The 19,149-nt window shown below is 45.7% G+C and carries 16 protein-coding genes and 1 pseudogene; 10 read left to right on the top strand and 7 right to left on the bottom strand.

The annotated features are described in order from the left end of the window. Positions 1 to 2 precede the first annotated feature (2 nt). A complete protein-coding gene (locus ACLIIY_RS14790) occupies positions 3 to 614 on the top strand; it encodes a bifunctional 4-hydroxy-2-oxoglutarate aldolase/2-dehydro-3-deoxy-phosphogluconate aldolase (protein WP_005430025.1) in 612 nt (203 codons plus the stop codon). 122 nt (positions 615 to 736) lie between these two features. On the opposite strand, the gene gorA is transcribed toward ACLIIY_RS14790, so the two are convergent. From gorA to ACLIIY_RS14770, 4 genes are all read right to left on the bottom strand, one after another. After that, positions 737 to 2,092: a glutathione-disulfide reductase gene (gorA, locus tag ACLIIY_RS14785; protein ID WP_005429991.1), complete on the bottom strand. Its 1,356-nt coding sequence runs from the start codon at positions 2,090 to 2,092 to the stop codon at positions 737 to 739. A gap of 257 nt (positions 2,093 to 2,349) precedes the next feature. Next, a complete protein-coding gene (locus ACLIIY_RS14780) occupies positions 2,350 to 2,988 on the bottom strand; it encodes a glutathione S-transferase family protein (protein WP_434527828.1) in 639 nt (212 codons plus the stop codon). A gap of 74 nt (positions 2,989 to 3,062) precedes the next feature. Beyond that, positions 3,063 to 3,767 carry a glutathione S-transferase family protein gene (locus ACLIIY_RS14775; protein ID WP_172580298.1) on the bottom strand — a complete coding sequence of 235 codons (705 nt, stop codon included), beginning with the start codon at positions 3,765 to 3,767 and terminating at the stop codon, positions 3,063 to 3,065. Positions 3,768 to 3,914: 147 nt separating this feature from the next. After that, positions 3,915 to 4,754, bottom strand: coding sequence for a 23S rRNA (adenine(2030)-N(6))-methyltransferase RlmJ (locus tag ACLIIY_RS14770; protein WP_005434590.1), 840 nt, complete (start codon positions 4,752 to 4,754; stop codon positions 3,915 to 3,917). Between the two features lie 424 nt (positions 4,755 to 5,178). Between ACLIIY_RS14770 and prlC the strand changes: the two genes are divergently transcribed. After that, positions 5,179 to 7,221 carry an oligopeptidase A gene (gene prlC, locus ACLIIY_RS14765; protein WP_434527827.1) on the top strand — a complete coding sequence of 681 codons (2,043 nt, stop codon included), beginning with the start codon at positions 5,179 to 5,181 and terminating at the stop codon, positions 7,219 to 7,221. 85 nt (positions 7,222 to 7,306) lie between these two features. Here the strand turns inward: prlC and asnC are convergent, their stop codons facing one another. Beyond that, positions 7,307 to 7,771 carry a transcriptional regulator AsnC gene (gene asnC, locus ACLIIY_RS14760; protein ID WP_005430014.1) on the bottom strand — a complete coding sequence of 155 codons (465 nt, stop codon included), beginning with the start codon at positions 7,769 to 7,771 and terminating at the stop codon, positions 7,307 to 7,309. A 115-nt stretch (positions 7,772 to 7,886) separates the two neighbouring features. Between asnC and ACLIIY_RS14755 the strand changes: the two genes are divergently transcribed. The 3 genes from ACLIIY_RS14755 (at position 7,887) to ACLIIY_RS14745 (ending at position 12,702) form a co-directional block, all read left to right on the top strand. Further along, positions 7,887 to 11,012, top strand: coding sequence for an EAL domain-containing protein (locus ACLIIY_RS14755; protein ID WP_434527826.1), 3,126 nt, complete (start codon positions 7,887 to 7,889; stop codon positions 11,010 to 11,012). 103 nt (positions 11,013 to 11,115) lie between these two features. Continuing rightward, positions 11,116 to 11,895 (top strand): class I SAM-dependent methyltransferase, encoded by a 780-nt coding sequence (locus ACLIIY_RS14750; protein WP_009705451.1) that lies wholly within the window; start codon positions 11,116 to 11,118, stop codon positions 11,893 to 11,895. A gap of 207 nt (positions 11,896 to 12,102) precedes the next feature. Continuing rightward, positions 12,103 to 12,702 (top strand): hypothetical protein, encoded by a 600-nt coding sequence (locus ACLIIY_RS14745; protein ID WP_239969631.1) that lies wholly within the window; start codon positions 12,103 to 12,105, stop codon positions 12,700 to 12,702. Positions 12,703 to 12,763: 61 nt separating this feature from the next. Here ACLIIY_RS14745 and ACLIIY_RS14740 read toward each other — a convergent pair whose 3' ends face one another. Both ACLIIY_RS14740 and uspA read right to left on the bottom strand, forming a co-directional pair. Beyond that, positions 12,764 to 13,642, bottom strand: coding sequence for a carboxylate/amino acid/amine transporter (locus tag ACLIIY_RS14740; protein WP_005434580.1), 879 nt, complete (start codon positions 13,640 to 13,642; stop codon positions 12,764 to 12,766). Positions 13,643 to 13,712: 70 nt separating this feature from the next. Beyond that, a complete protein-coding gene (gene uspA / locus ACLIIY_RS14735) occupies positions 13,713 to 14,138 on the bottom strand; it encodes a universal stress protein UspA (protein WP_005434578.1) in 426 nt (141 codons plus the stop codon). 156 nt (positions 14,139 to 14,294) lie between these two features. Here uspA and ftnA point away from each other — a divergent pair, with 156 nt between their 5' ends. The 5 genes and pseudogenes from ftnA (at position 14,295) to ACLIIY_RS14710 (ending at position 19,129) form a co-directional block, all read left to right on the top strand. Continuing rightward, on the top strand, positions 14,295 to 14,822 hold the full coding sequence (gene ftnA, locus ACLIIY_RS14730; protein ID WP_005434576.1) for a non-heme ferritin: 528 nt from the start codon (positions 14,295 to 14,297) through the stop codon (positions 14,820 to 14,822). 90 nt (positions 14,823 to 14,912) lie between these two features. Continuing rightward, complete coding sequence (gene uspB / locus ACLIIY_RS14725) at positions 14,913 to 15,236, top strand: universal stress protein UspB (RefSeq protein WP_005448571.1); 324 nt, start codon at positions 14,913 to 14,915, stop codon at positions 15,234 to 15,236. A gap of 147 nt (positions 15,237 to 15,383) precedes the next feature. Beyond that, a pseudogene (locus ACLIIY_RS14720) lies at positions 15,384 to 16,400 on the top strand (NAD(P)/FAD-dependent oxidoreductase); the annotation flags it as partial. A gap of 129 nt (positions 16,401 to 16,529) precedes the next feature. Then, the gene (locus ACLIIY_RS14715; RefSeq protein ID WP_434527825.1) at positions 16,530 to 18,635 is read left to right on the top strand and encodes a hypothetical protein; all 2,106 of its coding nucleotides are present in this window, start codon (positions 16,530 to 16,532) and stop codon (positions 18,633 to 18,635) included. After that, entirely contained in the window at positions 18,632 to 19,129 is a 498-nt protein-coding gene (locus tag ACLIIY_RS14710) for a hypothetical protein (RefSeq protein WP_434527824.1), read from the top strand. Before ACLIIY_RS14715 ends, ACLIIY_RS14710 begins: the two co-directional genes overlap by 4 nt. Positions 19,130 to 19,149 lie beyond the last annotated feature (20 nt).

Below are 19,149 nucleotides of genomic sequence, written 5' to 3'. Positions count from 1 at the left end.
CCATGACAACACTTGAACAACGATTAAGAGAAATCAAAATCGTCCCAGTTATCGCAATCAACGATGTAGCACACGCTCTGCCACTGGCAAAAGTGTTGGTAGAAAACGGTTTACCATGTGCGGAAGTAACATTCCGCACTGAAGCGGCGGCTGAGTCGATCCGCATCATGCGTGAAGCGTACCCAGAACTGCTGATCGGTGCTGGTACAGTCCTGACAACAGAGCAAGTGGACATCGCGATTGAAGCGGGTGTGGACTTTATCGTGAGCCCTGGTTTCAACCCAACGACAGTGAAATACTGTCAGCAACGCAACGTGACAATCGTACCGGGTGTGAACAACCCAAGCTTGGTTGAGCAAGCAATGGAAATGGGTCTACGTACCCTGAAGTTCTTCCCTGCTGAGCCTTCAGGCGGCGTAAACATGCTTAAAGCACTAACGGCAGTTTACCCAGTGGAATTCATGCCAACAGGTGGTGTAAGCCCATCTAACGTGGAAGATTACCTAGCGCTGAAATCGGTTGTAGCGTGTGGCGGTACTTGGATGGTTCCAACCGCTATGATGGACAACGGCGATTGGGAAGGTATTGCTGAATTGGTTCGCGCAGTTAAGTAAAACGCGTAAACGGCTCCGAAATACCCCCGAACGTTTTAAAACGTGAATAGAAAAAGGGTCATCAAGTAATTGATGACCCTTCTTGTTTATCTGCTTAAATCAGCAAAGTGATTCACGCGTGATTAACGCATCGTCACGAACTCTTCAGAGCCCGTTGGGTGGATAGCCACAACAGAGTCGAAGTCTGCTTTGGTTGCGCCCATCTTCATTGCTACGCCGAAGCCTTGAATCATTTCATCAACGGTGAAGCCGATGCCGTGAAGACCAACAACCGTTTCTTCTTCGCCAGCACATACTAGCTTCATCTTACATGGTTGACGGTGCTTAGTAACCGCTGTGTACATCGCAGTGAAGCCAGACGTGTAGACTTTGATGTTGTCTTTACCGTATTTCTCTTCTGCTTCTTGAGTCGTTAGACCGATAGTGCCGATTGGTGGGTGGCTAAATACCACGGTTGGTACCAAATCGTAGTCCATCTTCGCGTTTGGTTTGTTGTTGAACAGACGCTCAGAAAGTTGACGACCCGCTTTAACAGCCACTGGTGTTAGCTCGATACCACCTTCCATGATGTCACCTACACAGTAGATGCCTTTCACGTTCGTTTCTTGGTATTCGTCTACCTTGATGTAGCCACGATCGTTCGTTGCAACGCCAGTTGATGCTAGGTTGATAGCGTCAGTTGCTGGGTGACGACCGATTGCCCAGATTAGGGTATCAACGTTTTGGCTCTCACCGTTTTCTAGGTGCAGAGTTAGGCTGCCGTCTGCTTCTTTTACCACTTCTTTTGGAACAGAGTGGGTGTGCAGAGTCGGACCTTCTGCGTCCATCACTTCTACTAGCGTTTCGATGATCATTGGATCGAAGCTACGTAGAGGTGATTCTTTACGAACGAATAGGTGCGTTTCTGTGCCAAGTGCATGCAGTACGCCAGCGATTTCTACCGCGATGTAACCTGCACCGATCACTGCAACGCGTTTTGGTTGCTCAGCAAGCTCGAAGAAGCCGTTTGAATCGATGCCGTATTCTGCGCCTGGGATGTTTGGAATCGTTGGACGACCACCCACTGCGATCAGGATGTGATCTGCTGTGTAGTGTTCACCGTTTACTTCAACTGTTTTCTCGTCAACAAACTTAGCAAAGCCTTTAATCACGTTTACTTTGTTGTTGCCAAGAACGCGGTCGTAAGATTGGTGGATACGACCAATGTAAGCCTGACGACTCTCAACCAGTTTGCTCCAGTCGAAACCTTTTACATCTACATCGAAGCCGTAGTCTTCTGCGTACAGGTTCATTGCTTCTGCAACTTGCGCGCCGTGCCACATCACTTTCTTAGGCACACAACCAACGTTTACACAGGTACCGCCAAGGTCTTGAGCTTCGATAAGCGCTACTTTAGCACCGTACATTGCCGCACGGTTTGCTGATGCGATACCGCCGCTGCCGCCGCCGATACAGATATAATCAAAATGAGTCGCCATTACTTTCTCCAAGAGCTTATTAATTTTGTCTGACAATAATTACATTGGGGTGGTGGGTGATGAACTCAACAGCCCAACGGAATTGTTGTTAATTCCATGTCCCTATCATAAATCGAGTCTAGCAATTTCCTAAATGGGAAAAAGTGACATTGCTTATGACAAATAGCGATGAAAGGATAGCAAAGCGGAATAAGGCGCTATTCCGCTTGGTGTTTTAGGAGTACTTTCATCGTGTTTCGAATGCTTAGACATCACGTTTAGACATTGGAAAGAAATGTGTTCGAGAGATAAAAACGGTTAAAGACTTCCTCAAAATCTTCAGAAACTGTCTCCATTAACCAATCAAGTTTCATGATGTTCTCTTGCCAACGTTTAATGTTTGGAAAGCCACGGAACATATCGTGTCCGGTTGTTTTTTTCACCAACCATGCACGATGCAATATCGGCAACCAAGCTATATCCACTCGACTGAGTTCGTCACCAAAGAAAAACACACTTGAGCCCAATTGCTTTTCCATATTCATCAGTGCTTTTTCAAAGACTCCCCAGTGCTGTTTAAACTCTGCCTCATCAACACTACGCATGGTGCTGCACTGCGGTACATATTGTTTGGAACCGTAGTTTGCCCAAGCTTCTAATAAAGCGATGTCTTCTGCGGAGCGAGGTTGGAGTAAGCCTGAATATTGCTTATCCAAGTAGCTGACGATGGCATCAGCATCGAATAAGACGGTATTGTTTTCGGTGATCACAATGGGTGCTTTACCGTTTGGGGAAATGTCGAATAAGCAGTTATTGAAGTCGGCGTATTCGACTTCAAACGGAATGTGCTTTGCTTTAAGCATGGCGGTGACATATTGAAAAAAAGGACAAATTTTAAAACTGATGACTTTTAACATGGCAGAAACTCTAGATATTGAGAATGAATGGGGTGAGAGCTCACCCCATTGGTTTTTTACTTTCGGGCGTTGGCTTAGCCACAACAGCTTGTTGATCCACAACCGCCTTGAGCTTGAACGTCTTTGCCATCCGCAAGATAAGTGTTGGTGAGGTAGAAATCGCTAAACAGCTGCACGAAGTCTTCCGATACCGTCTTCTCTACTAATCCTGACTCTAGGATGTGCTTTTGCCATGCCTGCATTTTTGGCAGACCACAGAAGAAGTCGTAACCAGAATGCGCTTTGACGATGGCAGCGCGATGCAGAAGCGGCAGCCAAGCCATGTCTACATTACTTAGTTCATCGGATTTGAAGAACTTGGTTTCACCAGACAGCTGGTTTTCTGCTTTTTGGAACGCTTTGATCAGCTTCTCTGCTCGTTCTTCAAAGGTTGCTTGGTCTTTGCTGCTCATCGTGCCGCATTGTGCCAAGTAGTGTTTAGAACCTAGGTAGCTCCAAGCTCGGTCTAGTGCGCGTTGTTCGTTTGTCACGCCTTGCTCTAACGGACCGTATTCGTCTTCGATGTATTCGATGATTGCATCAGACTCAAATAGTGCCGTGCCAGACTCTGTCACCATCACGGGTACTTGACCGTTTGGTGAGATGTCTAGGAACCATTGTGGCTTGTCTTTTAGGTTGATGTATTCAATCTCGTAAGGGATCTGTTTTGCTTCTAGTGCCGCAGTTACGCGTTGAACAAATGGGCAAATTTTAAAACTGATAACTTTAAGCATGGTCATTTCTCTCTATGTTTTCGCTTGTTTACATCCTTAAGACGCAGGCAAAAAAGAAAAGACGAAGCGCAGGCGAAAATTTTTTAGAAAATAAATAAAAAAAAGCGCAACGAGGTCATCGTTGCGCTTTAAGTTTCTGAAATTCAGTGTTTTTTATTCTGGAACGATCCAGTCGACTTTCCAGTGACCCGTTGCTGGCGCGATCGCTTCTTGCAGGAATGGCAGAATTTCTTTCATCTGGCTTTCCAGTTTCCACGGTGGGTTAATCACGATCATGCCCGATGCCGTCATGCCGCGCTCGTTGGTGTCTGGAGATACGCCCAATTCAATTTGCAGAATTTTGCGAATGCCAAGCCCTTCCAAACCTTCAATCATGTCTTCGATGTCATGGCGGTTTACGACTGGGTACCAAATCGCGTAGATGCCCGTTGCCCAACGTTTGTGGCTTTGGTAAATCGCTTGCACGACGTCGCGATATTCTTTCGCTAGCTCGTATGGTGGGTCAATCAGCACTAAACCACGACGCTCTTGCGGTGGCAGACTGCCTTTCAGGCGCTTAAAGCCATCTTCTTTGTAGATGCTTACTTGACGATCGCGGTGGAACTCTTGCTCTAGTAGCGGGTGATCGGCTGGGTGCAGCTCAGTTAGAACCATGCGGTCTTGCGGGCGAATTTGCGCACGTGCAACACGCGGTGAACCTGGGTAGTAACGTAGATTCTCACCGTTGTTCAACGTTTTGATTGAGTCGATGTAGCTTGCGATCTCTTCAGGGATGTTTGAGTTATCCCAAATGCGCGCGATGCCTTGTTTGTATTCGCCCGTTTTCTCAGACCATTCGTGAGTCAGATCGTAACGTCCCACACCCGAGTGGGTATCGTGATAAACAAACGGCTTATCTTTCTGCTTTAGTGCATCAAGAATGAGGCTTTGAACGATGTGTTTTACCACGTCAGCATGGTTGCCAGCGTGGAAGCTGTGGCGGTAACTTAACAAATTAAACTCTCGAAACACTCTTTGACTGAGTGTGGTCTGTGATTTTCGCGATATGGCGGTATTATACTCAAGTAACTTGAAGAAGTAGAACTTCGATTCAAATCAGTATCACTGATAGGGATTCGCTATTGAAATTTCTTTAAGTCACCCATACTTAGTATGAGTAAACAAATTGAACCTAAGTGGGATTGTGCCGCTCCAATAGAGTGCCAAACCGAACTTAGGCATAACAAGACTCAAGGACAGAGTAAGCGCTCTTTGACCCATTCGGTCATTGCTGCATCGAGAAAGGGAACGGAAATCCCCCCATCCATGTTGTCGGCTTGCCTGTGCATTGAGTTCGCCTACTGTTTTGCAAATACCAATAGAGTCTTTGCAAATGCGAATAGGCAAATACAGAGCCAAAACACAAAAGGAATTATTCATGTCTAATCCACTTCTTACGTTTACGGATCTTCCTCCGTTTTCGCAAATCAAACCAGAACACATTAAACCTGCAGTGGAGCAGGCGATTGCGGATTGTCGTGCCAAGATTGACGAGGTACTAAAAGACAACGCAAACCCAAGCTGGACCAGTGTGATCGCGCCAATTGAAGAAGCGGATGACCGCTTGAGCCGCATTTGGTCACCAGTGGGTCACATGAACTCAGTAGTGAACAGCGAAGCGCTGCGTGAAGCTTACGAAAGCTGTCTGCCAATCCTGTCTGAGTACGGTACTTGGGTTGGTCAGCACAAAGGTCTTTACGAAGCGTACAAAGCGATCAAAGCCAGCGAAGAGTACGCGACACTGACGCGTGCACAGCAGAAGACCATTTCGGATTCACTACGCGACTTCGAGCTTTCGGGCATTGGTCTACCATCAGATGAGCAACATCGCTACGGCGAAATCAGCAAGCGCATGTCTGAGCTGAGCTCAAAATTCTCCAACAACGTGCTGGATGCAACCATGGGTTGGACTAAGCACGTTGTCGACGAAAAAGACCTAGCGGGTATGCCAGAATCTGCACTTGCAGCAGCAAAAGCGGCAGCAGAAGCCAAAGAGCTCGATGGCTACCTAATCACGCTAGATATCCCATCTTACCTACCAGTTATGACGTACTGTGATAACCAAGACCTACGTAAAGAAGTGTACGAAGCGTACGTAACGCGCGCCTCTGACCGTGGTCCAAATGCAGGCAAGTGGGACAACACAGAAATCATCACTGAGCAGCTAAAACTGCGTCATGAAATCTCTCGTATGTTGGGTTTCAACACTTACAGTGAGAAATCTCTGGCAACCAAAATGGCAGAGAACCCAGCGCAAGTTCTTGGCTTCTTGAACGATTTGGCAACCAAAGCGAAACCACAAGGTGAGCGCGAAATTGAAGAGCTACGCCAGTTTGCGAATACGGAATTTGGTGTTAGCGAGCTAAACGTGTGGGACATTGCGTACTACAGCGAAAAGCAAAAGCAGCACTTGTTCCAAATTTCGGATGAAGAACTGCGTCCTTACTTCCCTGAATCAAAAGCAGTAAGTGGTCTGTTTGAAGTACTAAACCGCGTGTTTGGTATGACAGTGACAGAGCGTGAAGGCGTGGATACTTGGCACGAATCAGTGCGTTTCTTCGATATCTTCGATGGCGAAGGCACACTGCGCGGCAGCTTCTACCTAGATCTATACGCACGCGAGCACAAACGTGGCGGTGCGTGGATGGATGATTGCCGTGGCCGTCGTGTGACGCTATCAGGCGAGCTACAAACACCGGTTGCTTACCTAACGTGTAACTTCAACCGTCCTGTGGGTGACAAGCCTGCACTGTTTACGCACGATGAAGTGGTGACTCTGTTCCACGAGTTTGGTCACGGTATCCACCACATGCTGACGCAAGTAGAAACAGGCGCGGTATCGGGCATCAACGGTGTACCTTGGGATGCGGTTGAGCTACCAAGTCAGTTCCTAGAAAACTGGTGTTGGGAAGAAGACGCGCTGGCGTTTATTTCTGGTCACTACGAGACAGGCGAACCACTACCAAAAGCGATGCTAGATAAAATGCTAGCAGCGAAGAACTTCCAGTCGGCGATGGGCATCCTACGTCAGCTAGAGTTCGGCTTGTTCGACTTCACTCTGCACACAGAATACGACCCAGAAGTGGGTGCTCGTGTGCTTGAAACCTTGGCAGAAGTGAAAGAGAAAGTGGCAGTTGTACCAGCGGTAGAGTGGGCGCGTTTCTCACACAGCTTTGGTCACATCTTCGCGGGTGGTTACAGCGCGGGTTACTACAGCTACCTATGGGCAGAAGTGCTGTCTTCAGACGCGTTCTCTCGCTTTGAAGAAGAAGGCATCTTCAACAAAGAAACCGGTCTGAGTTTCTTGAATAACATCCTAGAAATGGGTGGCAGTGAAGAACCAATGGAGCTATTTAAGCGCTTCCGTGGTCGTGAGCCAGAAATCGATGCGCTACTGCGCCATTCTGGTATCGCAGCGTAATCTCGATTGAGAATGAAAATGGGCAGCCAAGTGGCTGCCCATTTTTTTGTTCTTAGATTTAACTTTTAGTATCTGATTCAGAGCGTTATGGATTTACGCTGCGATTGATCGGGTTTTGCAGTGAAATCAGCGTCTCGGTGGATTGCACTTCATCGATTGCTTGAAGCTTATCAATTAATACAAATTGCAGCTCCTCAATCGACTTGCACATCAATTTGACGAATATGTTATACGCGCCAGTGGTGTAGTAAGCTTCTACCACTTCATCGAGGGCATTGAGCTTTTCTAGCGCTGAATGATAGTCGCGCGCGGCATTCAAGTTGATGCCGATAAAGCAACATACGTCATATCCTAGCTTTTTGGTATTGACGATTACCTCAGTACCTTCGATGATGTCTGCCGCTTTCATTTTCTCGATACGAACGTGGATGGTCGCTGGGCTGACATTAAACTGTTTTGCCATTTCCGCGTAAGGTTTACGCGCATCCGCCATCAGAGTTTTAAGAATCGCGCGATCGAGATCGTCGAGTTTAGGCAAGCTCGCATTCATACAATTATTTCCGTTGGGTATGAGGTTTAAAGTTCATTTTATACTCACAGCGGACAGGATCCACAAGGTTTACGCAGGGATAACCGCGAGGTAGCTCTGAAGTCATGGAGTTGATGTGCCATTTTTTCTGTTTTGCATAGCGATCATGTTCAGTGCTGTCGCTGCGGCGCAAGAGCAAAAAGTCCTCGTTGTTCACTCTTACCACCAAGGTTTCTTCTGGACGGATTCTATCCAGCGTGGCTTCGATCAGCAGCTTGAAGGGCATCAGCTCGATACGCGCGTTTTGTATCTCGATTCCAAGCGTAGCCAAAGCCAGCACTTCTTCAGTCAACTGGAGTCACTTTACCGTACCAAACTGAGCGAAGAGCATTTCGACGCGATCGTGGTCAGCGATAACAATGCACTTGCTTTGATGCAGCGTTTGTCTTCGGTTATCAAAGATACACCAGTGATTTTCAGTGGCATCAACAACTATCATCCTTCACTGCATCAAGGGCTGAACGCGACAGGCGTGATTGAAGACGTCGATCTGTCCGCCAACCTCGCCTTAATTGAGCGTTTACATCCGACCCACAAACAAATCCTTATTGTCAGTGACCATTCTGTTACTGGTGCCGCACTTCGTGCTCAGATCGAAGACTTTCTTGATGATAACCCAGCATATCGCGACAAAATCCTTCATTTAGTGCCGGAAACGGTCGATGACCTAAAACAACAAGTGTCGCAAATGAGCATCGACAAGGTGGTGCTGTTTTGGACTTACTACCGCGATATTCACGGTAATGTTGCGACCGATAAAGACTGGCGTGATATCAACCAAGCCTCTAACGCACCTCTGTTTATGGTGCACGATATTGGACTTGGGCACGGTGCGGTCGGTGGTGTGATTCAAACTGGCTATCGGCAAGGTTTTGAAGCTGCGAAGTTGTTGGCGCAAGTGTTGGATAACCCACAGCAACCTTTGCCTGCGATTGTACGTGCAGAATCGGACATCAAACTTGACTATCAATCGGTTGTGCGTTGGGGTTTAGGCGCAGAGCAAGAAGCCTCGTCGGTGTTCTTCAATAAGCCGGTGGAATTTACTGAGCGTTATGCCCGAGAAATTAAGCTGTTTGGCAGTGTGCTGGTGGCGATGACTATCGTGATTATGCTGCTTAGTTACTACTTGCATCGCATTCGTCGCAGCGAAAGTATTGCTCGCGAGAGCCAGACGATTTTAGAGTCGGTGTTTGACCAAAGCATGCAGTACATGGGCATTCTCGACCAACATGGTTTGCTTAAATCCGGTAACGATCGTCTGCAATCGTTACTCAATCATCAGGATATGCGTCTCGATCGTCCGCTTTGGCATCATAAAAACTGGAGCGAAGATGCACGCCAGTTACTTGCCAATTACTTCCAGTCCAGCCATCGCCAAGTCTCCACTTTTGAAACGGAGATCTGGAGTAAAGAACATGGCGCTATGGTGCTGGAAGTGTCGCTCAAACCGTTTTCTCAGCAAGTGGCAAACCAAGAGCAATACTTGTTTGAAGCGCGTGATATTACCAGCCGTAAAGCGATGGAAGATAAGCTCTACCAACGTGAATCGAGTTTGCGTAACTACTACGAGCAGCAACCGGTAATGATGGTGACGTTAGATAACAATAACCGCATTCAGGAAGTGAACCGTTTTGCCCAGCAGCTTTTGGGTTATCAACCGTTGGATATGTTGGGGCATCGCCTACGTGAGTTCTATTCAGACGAAAAAGCGCTGATCCCGCGCCAAGTGTTATTGCAACCTCAGCAAGTGATGCATGGCGTTTGGCGTCGCGAAATCGAATATCGTCATGCGGATGGTCATCGCGTTTGGGTACGTGAAAACATTCGCCCATTAAGAGATTCCGACCAACTGCTGATCGTCGGTGAAGACATCACTGAGACTAAGAAGCTCGCCAAACAGCTAGAGTATCAAGCACGTTACGATTTGCTCACTGACACCTACAACCGCAACTACTTCGAGTTAGAGCTACAAACCGCACTGCGAGAAGTAGAAAGCCACCGTCGCGTGCACGCAATGCTGTATCTCGATCTCGACCAGCTAAAAGTGCTTAACGATACCGTGGGTCACGATGCGGGTGATGCGGCTATTCAGTTCTGTGCCAGCATGTTGGAAGAGGTACTGCCATACAATGCAGTCTTGGCGCGCATGGGTGGCGATGAATTTGCTGTGTTGTTGAAAGATTGCGATGAGCACGGTGCGATTAATGTGGCGAAGCAGATTATCACGACTTTGAGTGAACAGCTTTTCCGTTGGGAAGACACGCAATTGTTTATGAGCTGCTCGGTGGGCATTCGTATTATCGACCACACCGCCGAAACGCCACAAATGGTCCACGCTCAAGCAGACTCCGCGTGTCACGTTGCCAAAGAGCAGGGACGCAATCGCTATAATCTATTCAGCTTAGATAACGAAGAGCTGCAACGTCGCCAGTTAGAAATGCAGAGCGTTAATCTGGTGCACGAGGCGCTATCGAGTAAGCGTCTTGAACTGTTTGCTCAGCGCATTGTTAACTTAAGCGGTGAAGGCTCACCATTGTGCTTTGAGATTCTGGTACGTATTCGTGATGCGCAGGGCAAATACTTGTCTCCTGGTGTTTTTATCCCAGCTTCTGAGCGCTACAACATTGCGCACTGGATTGATAAACAAGTGATTACCCAAACCCTAGAGTGGTTTGAAGCTCGCCCAGAGATTGTAGAAAAACTCGGACGCTGCGCGATCAACTTGTCCGGTCAGTCGATGGGGAATCAAGAGTTTATCGACTTCCTGTTAGAGCGTTTGCAGTCGTCTTCGATTCCTTGTGAGAAGATCTGTTTAGAAATTACTGAAACCGCAGCGATGAGCAACATCGACCAAGCACTCGGCTTCTTTACTCGCGTGCGCACGCTGGGCTGTTTGATTGCATTGGACGATTTTGGTTCTGGCTTGTCTTCTTTCGGCTACTTAAAGCAGCTTCCAGTCGATATCGTGAAAATTGATGGTCTTTTCGTGCGAGATATCAACGTAAACGAGATGGATCGCGTGATGGTGCGTTCAATCAACGACTTAGCCAAGCAGATGGGCAAAGTCACGGTGGCGGAATTTGTTGAGAATGACCAAGTCAGAGAGCTCCTGATCGAGCTTGGTGTCGACTATGGGCAAGGTTATGGCATTGGGCATCCCAAACCTTTGGCTGAGTTGGTCGACGAACTGCAGCAGCTTTAGCAATCAAGACGAGCGTCATCTAACTTCTCCCCAACCTAGCAATTAGAGGCGGGTTGGGTATACACTCAGCGCCAGTTAAACCGATTTTTACTGGAGCCTCCTTTTGCAACTGCAATTGATTTGTGAAGACCCATCTCAACAGTCTCACCTTGATGAACTCGCTGCGCGTTGGCAGCTTTCTCACACTGATGACAGTGACTTTGCCTTAGTCCTAACGACAGAGCGTTTAGAGCTGCGTAAAGTGGATGAGCCAAAGCTGGGTGCAATCTTTGTGGATTTGATTGGTGGTGCAGTAGGGCATCGTCGCAAGTTCGGTGGCGGTAAAGGTCAAGCAATCGCGAAAGCGGCGGGTTTGAACAAAGGCGCAACTCCAACCGTGCTTGATGGCACCGCGGGCTTAGGGCGTGATGCGTTCGTATTGGCATCGTTAGGCTGTAAAGTCCAAATGGTTGAGCGTCACCCAGTGGTCGCTGCATTGTTGGATGACGGTTTGGCTCGTGCGAAACACGATCCAGAGATCGGTACTTGGGTATCAGAGCGCATGTCTTTGATTCACGCTTCTAGCCATGATGCGTTGGAGCAATTGGCGCAAGATAAAGACTTCGTTCAGCCAGATGTGGTTTACCTCGACCCGATGTACCCACACCCTGAAAACAAAAAGAAATCGGCATTAGTGAAGAAAGAGATGCGCGTATTCCAATCTCTGGTTGGTGCAGATCTTGATGCAGATGGCTTGCTGGCTCCAGCTATGGCATTGGCGAGCAAGCGTGTGGTAGTCAAACGTCCTGATTACGCCAACTGGCTGGATGAGCAAAAGCCGAGCATGGCAATCGAAACCAAAAAGAACCGTTTCGATGTGTATGTGAAGGCATCAATGGCGTAATTCGACTAAACGTCTGACGACACAAAACTTCTTCTCACAGCGCCTAATTTGGCGCTGTGTTTGTATCTGGAGTTTGCTCTGCTTATTGATACTTTTCTCTTGCTAATTCGGCATACTGACTGTATATCTAACTAAGAATTATTATTATTTCACTTGTGTGATGCCGTAGAGTAAAACAGTCGAGAATTGGGAAGCTGGAGTAGTAGCATGGCGAAACGTTTATGTAAGATGAGCCGCAAACAGATTGCTGAGAGTTTGGGTGATATTCACCGCCTAGTGGTGGCACCTAAGTTTGTCTGTCGCTCTTGTGCCCGTTCTTCTGCATCGAAAAACACCTTGTGTAAGCCTGCCGCGATTCCACCTCAAAAGTGTCAAGACAAACCGCTGTCTGAGCAACAGGCTTGTGGTCTATTGGCGGAAGCACTGCCAACCCCATCTCTAACTCAAGATACCCCAATCATCATGGCACCAGAACAAAGCGTAGAGAAAGCCGCGATCGTTAAACGTGTTGTGGAACGAGTGAAAGAGAAGAAACTGGCAGCAAAAGTCGCAGCCGTAACCTCACCCACCAAGTTAGAGGCGCAAGCTATGTTTGATTTGTCAGATAAGAAAGCGCTGAAAAAGGCGAAGAAAGCGGTTAAGAAACATTACAAGCAGCAGAAGAAGTTGCTTAAGTTAGCCAAAAAGCAGCAAAAACTGCTCAAACGCCAGCGCAAGCTTGAAGCGCGAAATGCCAAACTAGAGGTGTTGCTGCCAACGCCACCAAACACGTTGATGAGCACAAGCTCGCAAGCCAAAGTGCATTAATCGAATCAAAAAAACGCTCTCCAGTTGGAGAGCGTTTTTTATTTTTAGGGACTGAATCTGGCTACTTGTTGGCGTAACTCATCTCTACGCGTTTTTTCACCCAAGTCTCGTTAATCCACAGTGATAACATGATAATCGCACCACCAATGGCAAGTCGCGTCACATCAACATCGCGGTTCCAAATCACGATATTCACAATCAAACCAGCAGGGACGAGTGCGTTGTTCATTACCGCAAGTGCACCCGCGTTGACCATGGTTGCGCCTTTGTTCCACGCAAAGTAACCAAAGCCTGATGCAATCAAACCAAGGTAAGTCAGAATGCCCCATTGCGTAGCTGTGGTTGGCATCTTGTCTAAGTTACCCATAAGAGCAAAGGCGACGGTCGCCACGCACAATGCACCCAAGTAGAAGTAACCAAATACCGTGTGCTGTGGCAGTTCAACCGATTCGGTTTCCATAATGTATTTATAACCGACCTGACCGATGGCAAAACACAGGTTCGCTCCTTGTACGACCAAAAAGCCCATCAAGAAGTTTTCATTGATGCCTGCAAACTTAATCCACGCCGCGCCCAGCACAGCAATTGCCGCCGTAACCAAATACCAAGGCGAGAATCGACCTTTCAAGAAATCATAAATCAAGGTGACGTAAATAGGGGTAAATACGGTGAACAGCAGTACTTCTGGTACAGAAAGGAGTAGGAAAGACTGGTAGTAGAAGCAATACATTAAGCCGAGTTGGAAGCCGCCCACGATCATCAATTTCGCGATCAGAGATTTGCTTACGCCACGGAATTTTAAGAAAGGAATGAAGACTAGGCTCGCCAGCGCAACGCGCATAAAAACAGAGAACCAAGAGTCAACCTGACCGGCAAGGTAAACGCCGATCAGGCTAAATGAGAATGCCCAAAGTAGGGTAACTGCGGATAGATAAGCCATGGATGAGAATCTTTATCAACAACAAATGTGCCCGCAGTCTAACCAAGTTTTGAGGTCACGCCAACGCAAATCAGTCTTTTAGCGGTACGACCAGCATATCGACAGGTGAGCAGTTAATAAGTTGACGCGTCGACGAAAGAATCTTGCTCCAGAAATCTTGGTGATGACCACAAACCACCAAATCAATGTTGTAGTCCTGAATGGTATCGCACAGCTCGTTACTCAAATCACCGCTACCGACTAACGTATGCGTGATTGGGTACTCTGCGTATTCTTCAAAATTCGCTAACTGTGTACGAGACGCTTCCATCGCTTGGTGTTGCGCCTCCGCCATGTTGATGTCGATAAGCCCGGTGTAAAGCTCGGCGTAATTCACATCGATATGAATGAAAGAGACTTTCGCATCCAGAGGTTTAGCCAGTGACACGGCTTTCTTAATCAACACTTTACTGTCGTCTGAGAGGTCGACTGCCACAAGTACGTGTTTGTAACTCATATTGCTATCTCCTTGATAAGGTCATAGTGTCAGATTAGCACTAAGTCTCAGATAATTTTGCTGAAGTGATCTCATATCAATATCGTAGGTACAAAGTGTTGCCACAGTAATCATGTTATAGTGGCGCAAAACGCATGCACATAAATAGGAGTTAACATGCTGTCTCAAACTATGGTTGAACAATTGAATGAGCAAATTAACCTAGAATTTTTCTCATCCAATCTATACTTACAAATGAGTGCTTGGTGTGAAGACAAAGGTTTTGAAGGTGCGGCTGAATTTTTACGCGCTCACGCCGTAGAAGAAATGGAGCACATGCAACGTCTTTTCACTTATGTAAGTGAAACTGGCTCAATGCCAATCCTAGGTGCGATTGAAGCACCTAAGCATGACTTTGCTAGCCTTGGCGATGTTTTCCGTGAAACCTACGAACATGAGCAAATGATCACGGAAAAGATCAACAAATTGGCGCATGTTGCATTTACAAGCCAAGACTACTCTACGTTTAACTTCCTACAGTGGTACGTGGCTGAACAGCACGAAGAAGAGAAGTTGTTTAAAGGGATTTTAGATAAGATCGAATTAGTTGGTGAAGACGGTAAAGCATTGTTCTTCATCGATAAAGATCTAGCACAAATGGCAAAAGAAGGTTCATCTTCAATTATGGGTGCTCCAGCTGCATAACGTGTTCCTGACGCGGTAAGCAGCGGGTTAAGGACGAAGCATTGGTCGTCTTTATCTCTTGAGCATCGTTGAAGATGTAGGGAGGAAAAGATGATCAGTGGAGACACAATCTTATTTGCGCTAATGGTAGTAACGGGAGTAAACATGGTCCGTTATCTCACCGCTCTTCGTTCTTTAATTTACATCATGCGTGAAGCGCATCCTTTGCTTTATCAGCAAGTGGATGGCAATGGATTTTTCACCACCCATGGTAACGTCACCAAACAGGTGCGGCTGTACCATTACATTAAGAGTAAAGAGTATCACCATCATCACGATGAGATCTTTACTGGCAAATGCGAAAGGGTGCGCGGGTTATTCATTTTATCGACCGCTTTACTTGGTGTGACCCTACTGGCTGCCTTCATTCTTTAAGCCAGCAAGCTGTGCTTGGAATTTAAGCGCTTTTCCCGCTCGACTTTTGTCGTTAGAATAGCGCCCGCAGAAAGCAAGGATGTGCATTACGCACATCCTTTTTTATTTTTGGATATACCAATCTAAATAAGTAATTGAGCGTTACCCATGAGTAAGAAATTTGATGTTGTTGTAATCGGCGCAGGTGCGGCGGGTTTGATGTGTGCAGCAGAAGCAGGCAAACGCGGACGCAGTGTGCTCGTGCTGGATCATGCGAAAAAGCCAGGACGTAAAATCCTTATCTCAGGTGGTGGTCGTTGTAACTTCACTAACTACGACGTCTCAGCGAGCAACTACTTATGCCAAAACCCACACTTTGTGAAATCGGCGTTGTCTCAGTACACCAACTGGGACTTTATCTCGATGGTCAGCAAGCATGGCATCGAGTTTGAAGAGCGCGATCACGGACAGTTGTTCTGTGTTGATGCGTTTACTGCAAAAGACATCGTTAAGATGCTACTAGCAGAATGCGATATGCCAAACATCCAACAACGCTACCAATGTGATGTACATTCGATCGAGAAAACCGATGCGGGCTTCCGTCTGCATGCTGGTACTGAAAATATCGAATGTGAATCTTTGGTGGTAGCAACGGGTGGTCTGTCGATGCCTAAACTGGGCGCGACGCCATTCGGCTACAAGATTGCTGAACAGTTCGAGATCCCGGTAATTACCACTACAGCAGGTCTGGTGCCGTTTACGCTGCACAAAGAAGACAAAGAAGATTTCGCTGAACTATCGGGCATCGCAATCCCGGCAGAAATCACCGCGCAAGACGGCACCATGTTCAAAGAAGCGTTGCTGTTTACTCACCGTGGCTTGTCGGGTCCGTCGGTACTGCAGATTTCGTCATTCTGGAAAGCGGGTCAGAAGGTGACGATTAACCTTGTACCAAACGACGACATCGCTGAACTACTAGAACGCAGCCGCGAGAAGCATCCGAACCAATCGTTGAAGAACACGCTAGCAAAAGTGCTACCAAAGCGTTTGGTTGAAGTGTTGATTGAACGTAAAGAATTAGCAGACAAACCTCTTAAGCAGTTCAACCAAAAAGAGATGGCAACTATCGTTGAGCGTCTAGAAAACTGGGCAGTTGCACCAAACGGTACGGAAGGTTACCGCACCGGGACATTCCTAACACACTAAGTTGTCAAAAAGTTAGTCAATACTACACTTTAGCTGTTGGTTTATATGCTTACTCCAACACTTTTATTTTGTTGGTTTTGATTAAATTAATGACAATAAGGTGTGATTGTGAAATATCATGTTAAAAATGGCAAACCTGGCTTTAACTACACTTGTGATCAAGGGGTAGGTCGATTTGCTTCCCTTTCAAAGTATCATCTTAACCTTCAAGACAGGGACGTGCTGTCTGGTTTATTTATTCTCTACTGTGAAGGCAAAAGGTCTAAGACTTTAGAGTCTTGGCTTAAGCGTATGAACAGTACATTATATGCAGCACTTGAATATTTATGCATAGATCATTTACCTACCGATACAAAGGGATGGCGTGAATTAGTCAAGACTGCATATTCAATTACCCTTGTATCTAATGCTAATAAAGCACTATCAACGCGTGTAGATGAGTGGAATAAGAACCTTAGACCTTTTTTAATTTTCATTAAGGAGCGTGATGTTATACCTCCAAATATCATCATTCCAAAAATGAAAAAAACTGGTGAAGTAACTAAAAACAGTAGCTTGAATGATACTTTGATAGGTGAAAAACAAGCGGTTGAAGTTGAGCACACTATTAACAATGTCCTAGTACCAGTCTCATTGTCTAGAAATGATGCTGAATATCTTGATGAGTTCGAATTTGATTTAAAGAGAACACGGGATGTATTGCATGATAGTTTGATGAAATATTGGAAGGCTATCAAAACACATTATGACTTTGCTCAATCTTTGATGGAAGACTTTCCTAAGAAACACCCTATATTGTTGGAACGCTATAAAAATGGTGATCGGTATGATTACTTTTATGACAAGAATGATCTAGGTAAAAATGGTAAACCAAAACCTCCGCGTAGAAGAAATATAGCCAATCCAACGTCATTATTTGGCTCAATGCTGTTTATGTATGTAGTTGGTTCTGAATGTAATGGCATTCTCAATATACATGATCTTCCCACAGTGAAGTTACCCAACAAGATATCTGATTCCGCAATCACAAGTGATGATGTTGTGTGTTTACCTGAGTTAGGTTTTGAATCTACCGATAATATAAGCCTATCTCACCGATTTGATTGGTGCTTCGGTTACCTGCGCAACGCAGACATTGGTTGCTTGATAGCGTTATTGATGATGCTTAATCCCAAGTTTACTTACATATCACTGCTGCAAGCTAAGGTAAAACATACAGATGGACAACCTTTACTGGAACTTGATGATTTAGGAGTATCTTTTTCTATTGAAAAATCACGTGCATCAGATATGAAAAAAGAACATCTTGATGACGTTAGCATAGATATATTTGAGTTTTTGCATGAAATTCGTGAGAAGCATCAACATCTGATAAAAAACAAGAAACAACATAACTTTCTGTTTTTGGCTTACTCCCAAAAGATAAAAGGGCTAGTAAATCCTAACTCTTGCAAGGTTAGTAAAATCATAACAGGAGTTGAAGATGCACGCTCAACTAAACGAGGGCATAGACGAATTCACCTATCAAGCCATTTTACTTCCTTACTTGATGTAGGGTTAGGCCCCGGTGCGCTAACTCACTCTAAAATTCGTGCAACTGAAGGTGTCTTAGAATGGTTTAGAACTGGTTCGATAACGTCAGCGTCTCGAGTTTTGGGAAACACTAAGAAAGTCGCACTTGAGCACTACATCCCAGCGCCTTTAATAGCCCAATACAATACAAGATTAGTTCGGCGATTTCAGAACTTGTTTATTCTCGCAGCTACATTTGAGGAGAAATACTGCCTTGAAGCTGTAGATTTTAATTCTTGGCAAGAAATCCATCGCTTCCTTATGACGACCCTTGAAGATGAAGATAATAAAAGCCCTCTTGTTGAGCATCTGCGTAAACTGTCTGTGGAAAGCATAGATGATGAGGTGAAAGGAAGTTTAGATGTTCCACTTTCTGAAAATACATTGACAGCACTTTACTTATATCGACTCGCAGCACTAAATAGTTCTGTAAGTTCAAAAGACTTGCTGAAGGTAGATGATGCTACGCAGTTATCACCACTTGCTTTTATTACACTTGCAAATCACCTCATAAATTCGCTTCCTGCGAATAAAGAGTCAAGTATAGCTGAAATGCATAAAAGAGCTACTAAGCAAGCTAGATTGTTACTTAGTAGAACAAACTGGGGTGATCTTTTTATATCAAAAGGGGAAGTGTTATGAAGCCTTTTAATTCTCTTATAGATTTAAATCGGGCACATTCAAGCGATGAAATTATAGATTTTCTTTCGGCGTTTGATGCTATAGATAGCTTTATTGAGACTGATTACAAGGCTAGGTGGTTGCTTTCGGATGTTCATGCTAAAAAGTGGATAATTCGAACACCAAAAACAGGAAAAAAGAATAAAGTAAAAAACCAACAGAGCTGTGAAAAATACAGCTATACCGTCAGCGTTAACTGGGCTAGGCAGTTACCAGATAGAACCTTTCTTACAGATGAAGTTAACCAATCGTTCTTGCACCAGTTACAAAAATGGTTCTTTCTAATAGTTGATGATCCTATAAATCAAGATACTATGGCATCAAAGTCTATCCAGGATGTGGGATCAAAAATATTAACATTTGTAAACTGGCTCTATCTTCACAAGGAAAGGTTTGAGCCCAATAAATACGGTCTTTCTAAGTTATCACAGTCAGATATAGGCTTTGTTGCGTAATTCAGACGAGAAACCAAACC

Origin of the sequence: Vibrio sp. K4 (assembly GCF_051122595.1) — a bacterium.
GTDB lineage: Bacteria > Pseudomonadota > Gammaproteobacteria > Enterobacterales > Vibrionaceae > Vibrio > Vibrio owensii.
The sequence above is the reverse complement of the archived record's forward strand: the minus strand, read 5'-3'. Positions and strand labels throughout refer to the sequence as shown.

Coding starts and splice junctions, on each gene's coding strand:
- ACLIIY_RS14790 (WP_005430025.1), top strand. CDS start 3: ATGACAACACTTGAACAACGATTAAGAGAAATCAAAATCGTCCCAGTT.
- gorA (WP_005429991.1), bottom strand. CDS start 2,092: ATGGCGACTCATTTTGATTATATCTGTATCGGCGGCGGCAGCGGCGGT.
- ACLIIY_RS14780 (WP_434527828.1), bottom strand. CDS start 2,988: ATGTTAAAAGTCATCAGTTTTAAAATTTGTCCTTTTTTTCAATATGTC.
- ACLIIY_RS14775 (WP_172580298.1), bottom strand. CDS start 3,767: ATGACCATGCTTAAAGTTATCAGTTTTAAAATTTGCCCATTTGTTCAA.
- prlC (WP_434527827.1), top strand. CDS start 5,179: ATGTCTAATCCACTTCTTACGTTTACGGATCTTCCTCCGTTTTCGCAA.
- asnC (WP_005430014.1), bottom strand. CDS start 7,771: ATGAATGCGAGCTTGCCTAAACTCGACGATCTCGATCGCGCGATTCTT.
- ACLIIY_RS14745 (WP_239969631.1), top strand. CDS start 12,103: ATGGCGAAACGTTTATGTAAGATGAGCCGCAAACAGATTGCTGAGAGT.
- ACLIIY_RS14740 (WP_005434580.1), bottom strand. CDS start 13,642: ATGGCTTATCTATCCGCAGTTACCCTACTTTGGGCATTCTCATTTAGC.
- uspA (WP_005434578.1), bottom strand. CDS start 14,138: ATGAGTTACAAACACGTACTTGTGGCAGTCGACCTCTCAGACGACAGT.
- ftnA (WP_005434576.1), top strand. CDS start 14,295: ATGCTGTCTCAAACTATGGTTGAACAATTGAATGAGCAAATTAACCTA.
- uspB (WP_005448571.1), top strand. CDS start 14,913: ATGATCAGTGGAGACACAATCTTATTTGCGCTAATGGTAGTAACGGGA.
- ACLIIY_RS14710 (WP_434527824.1), top strand. CDS start 18,632: ATGAAGCCTTTTAATTCTCTTATAGATTTAAATCGGGCACATTCAAGC.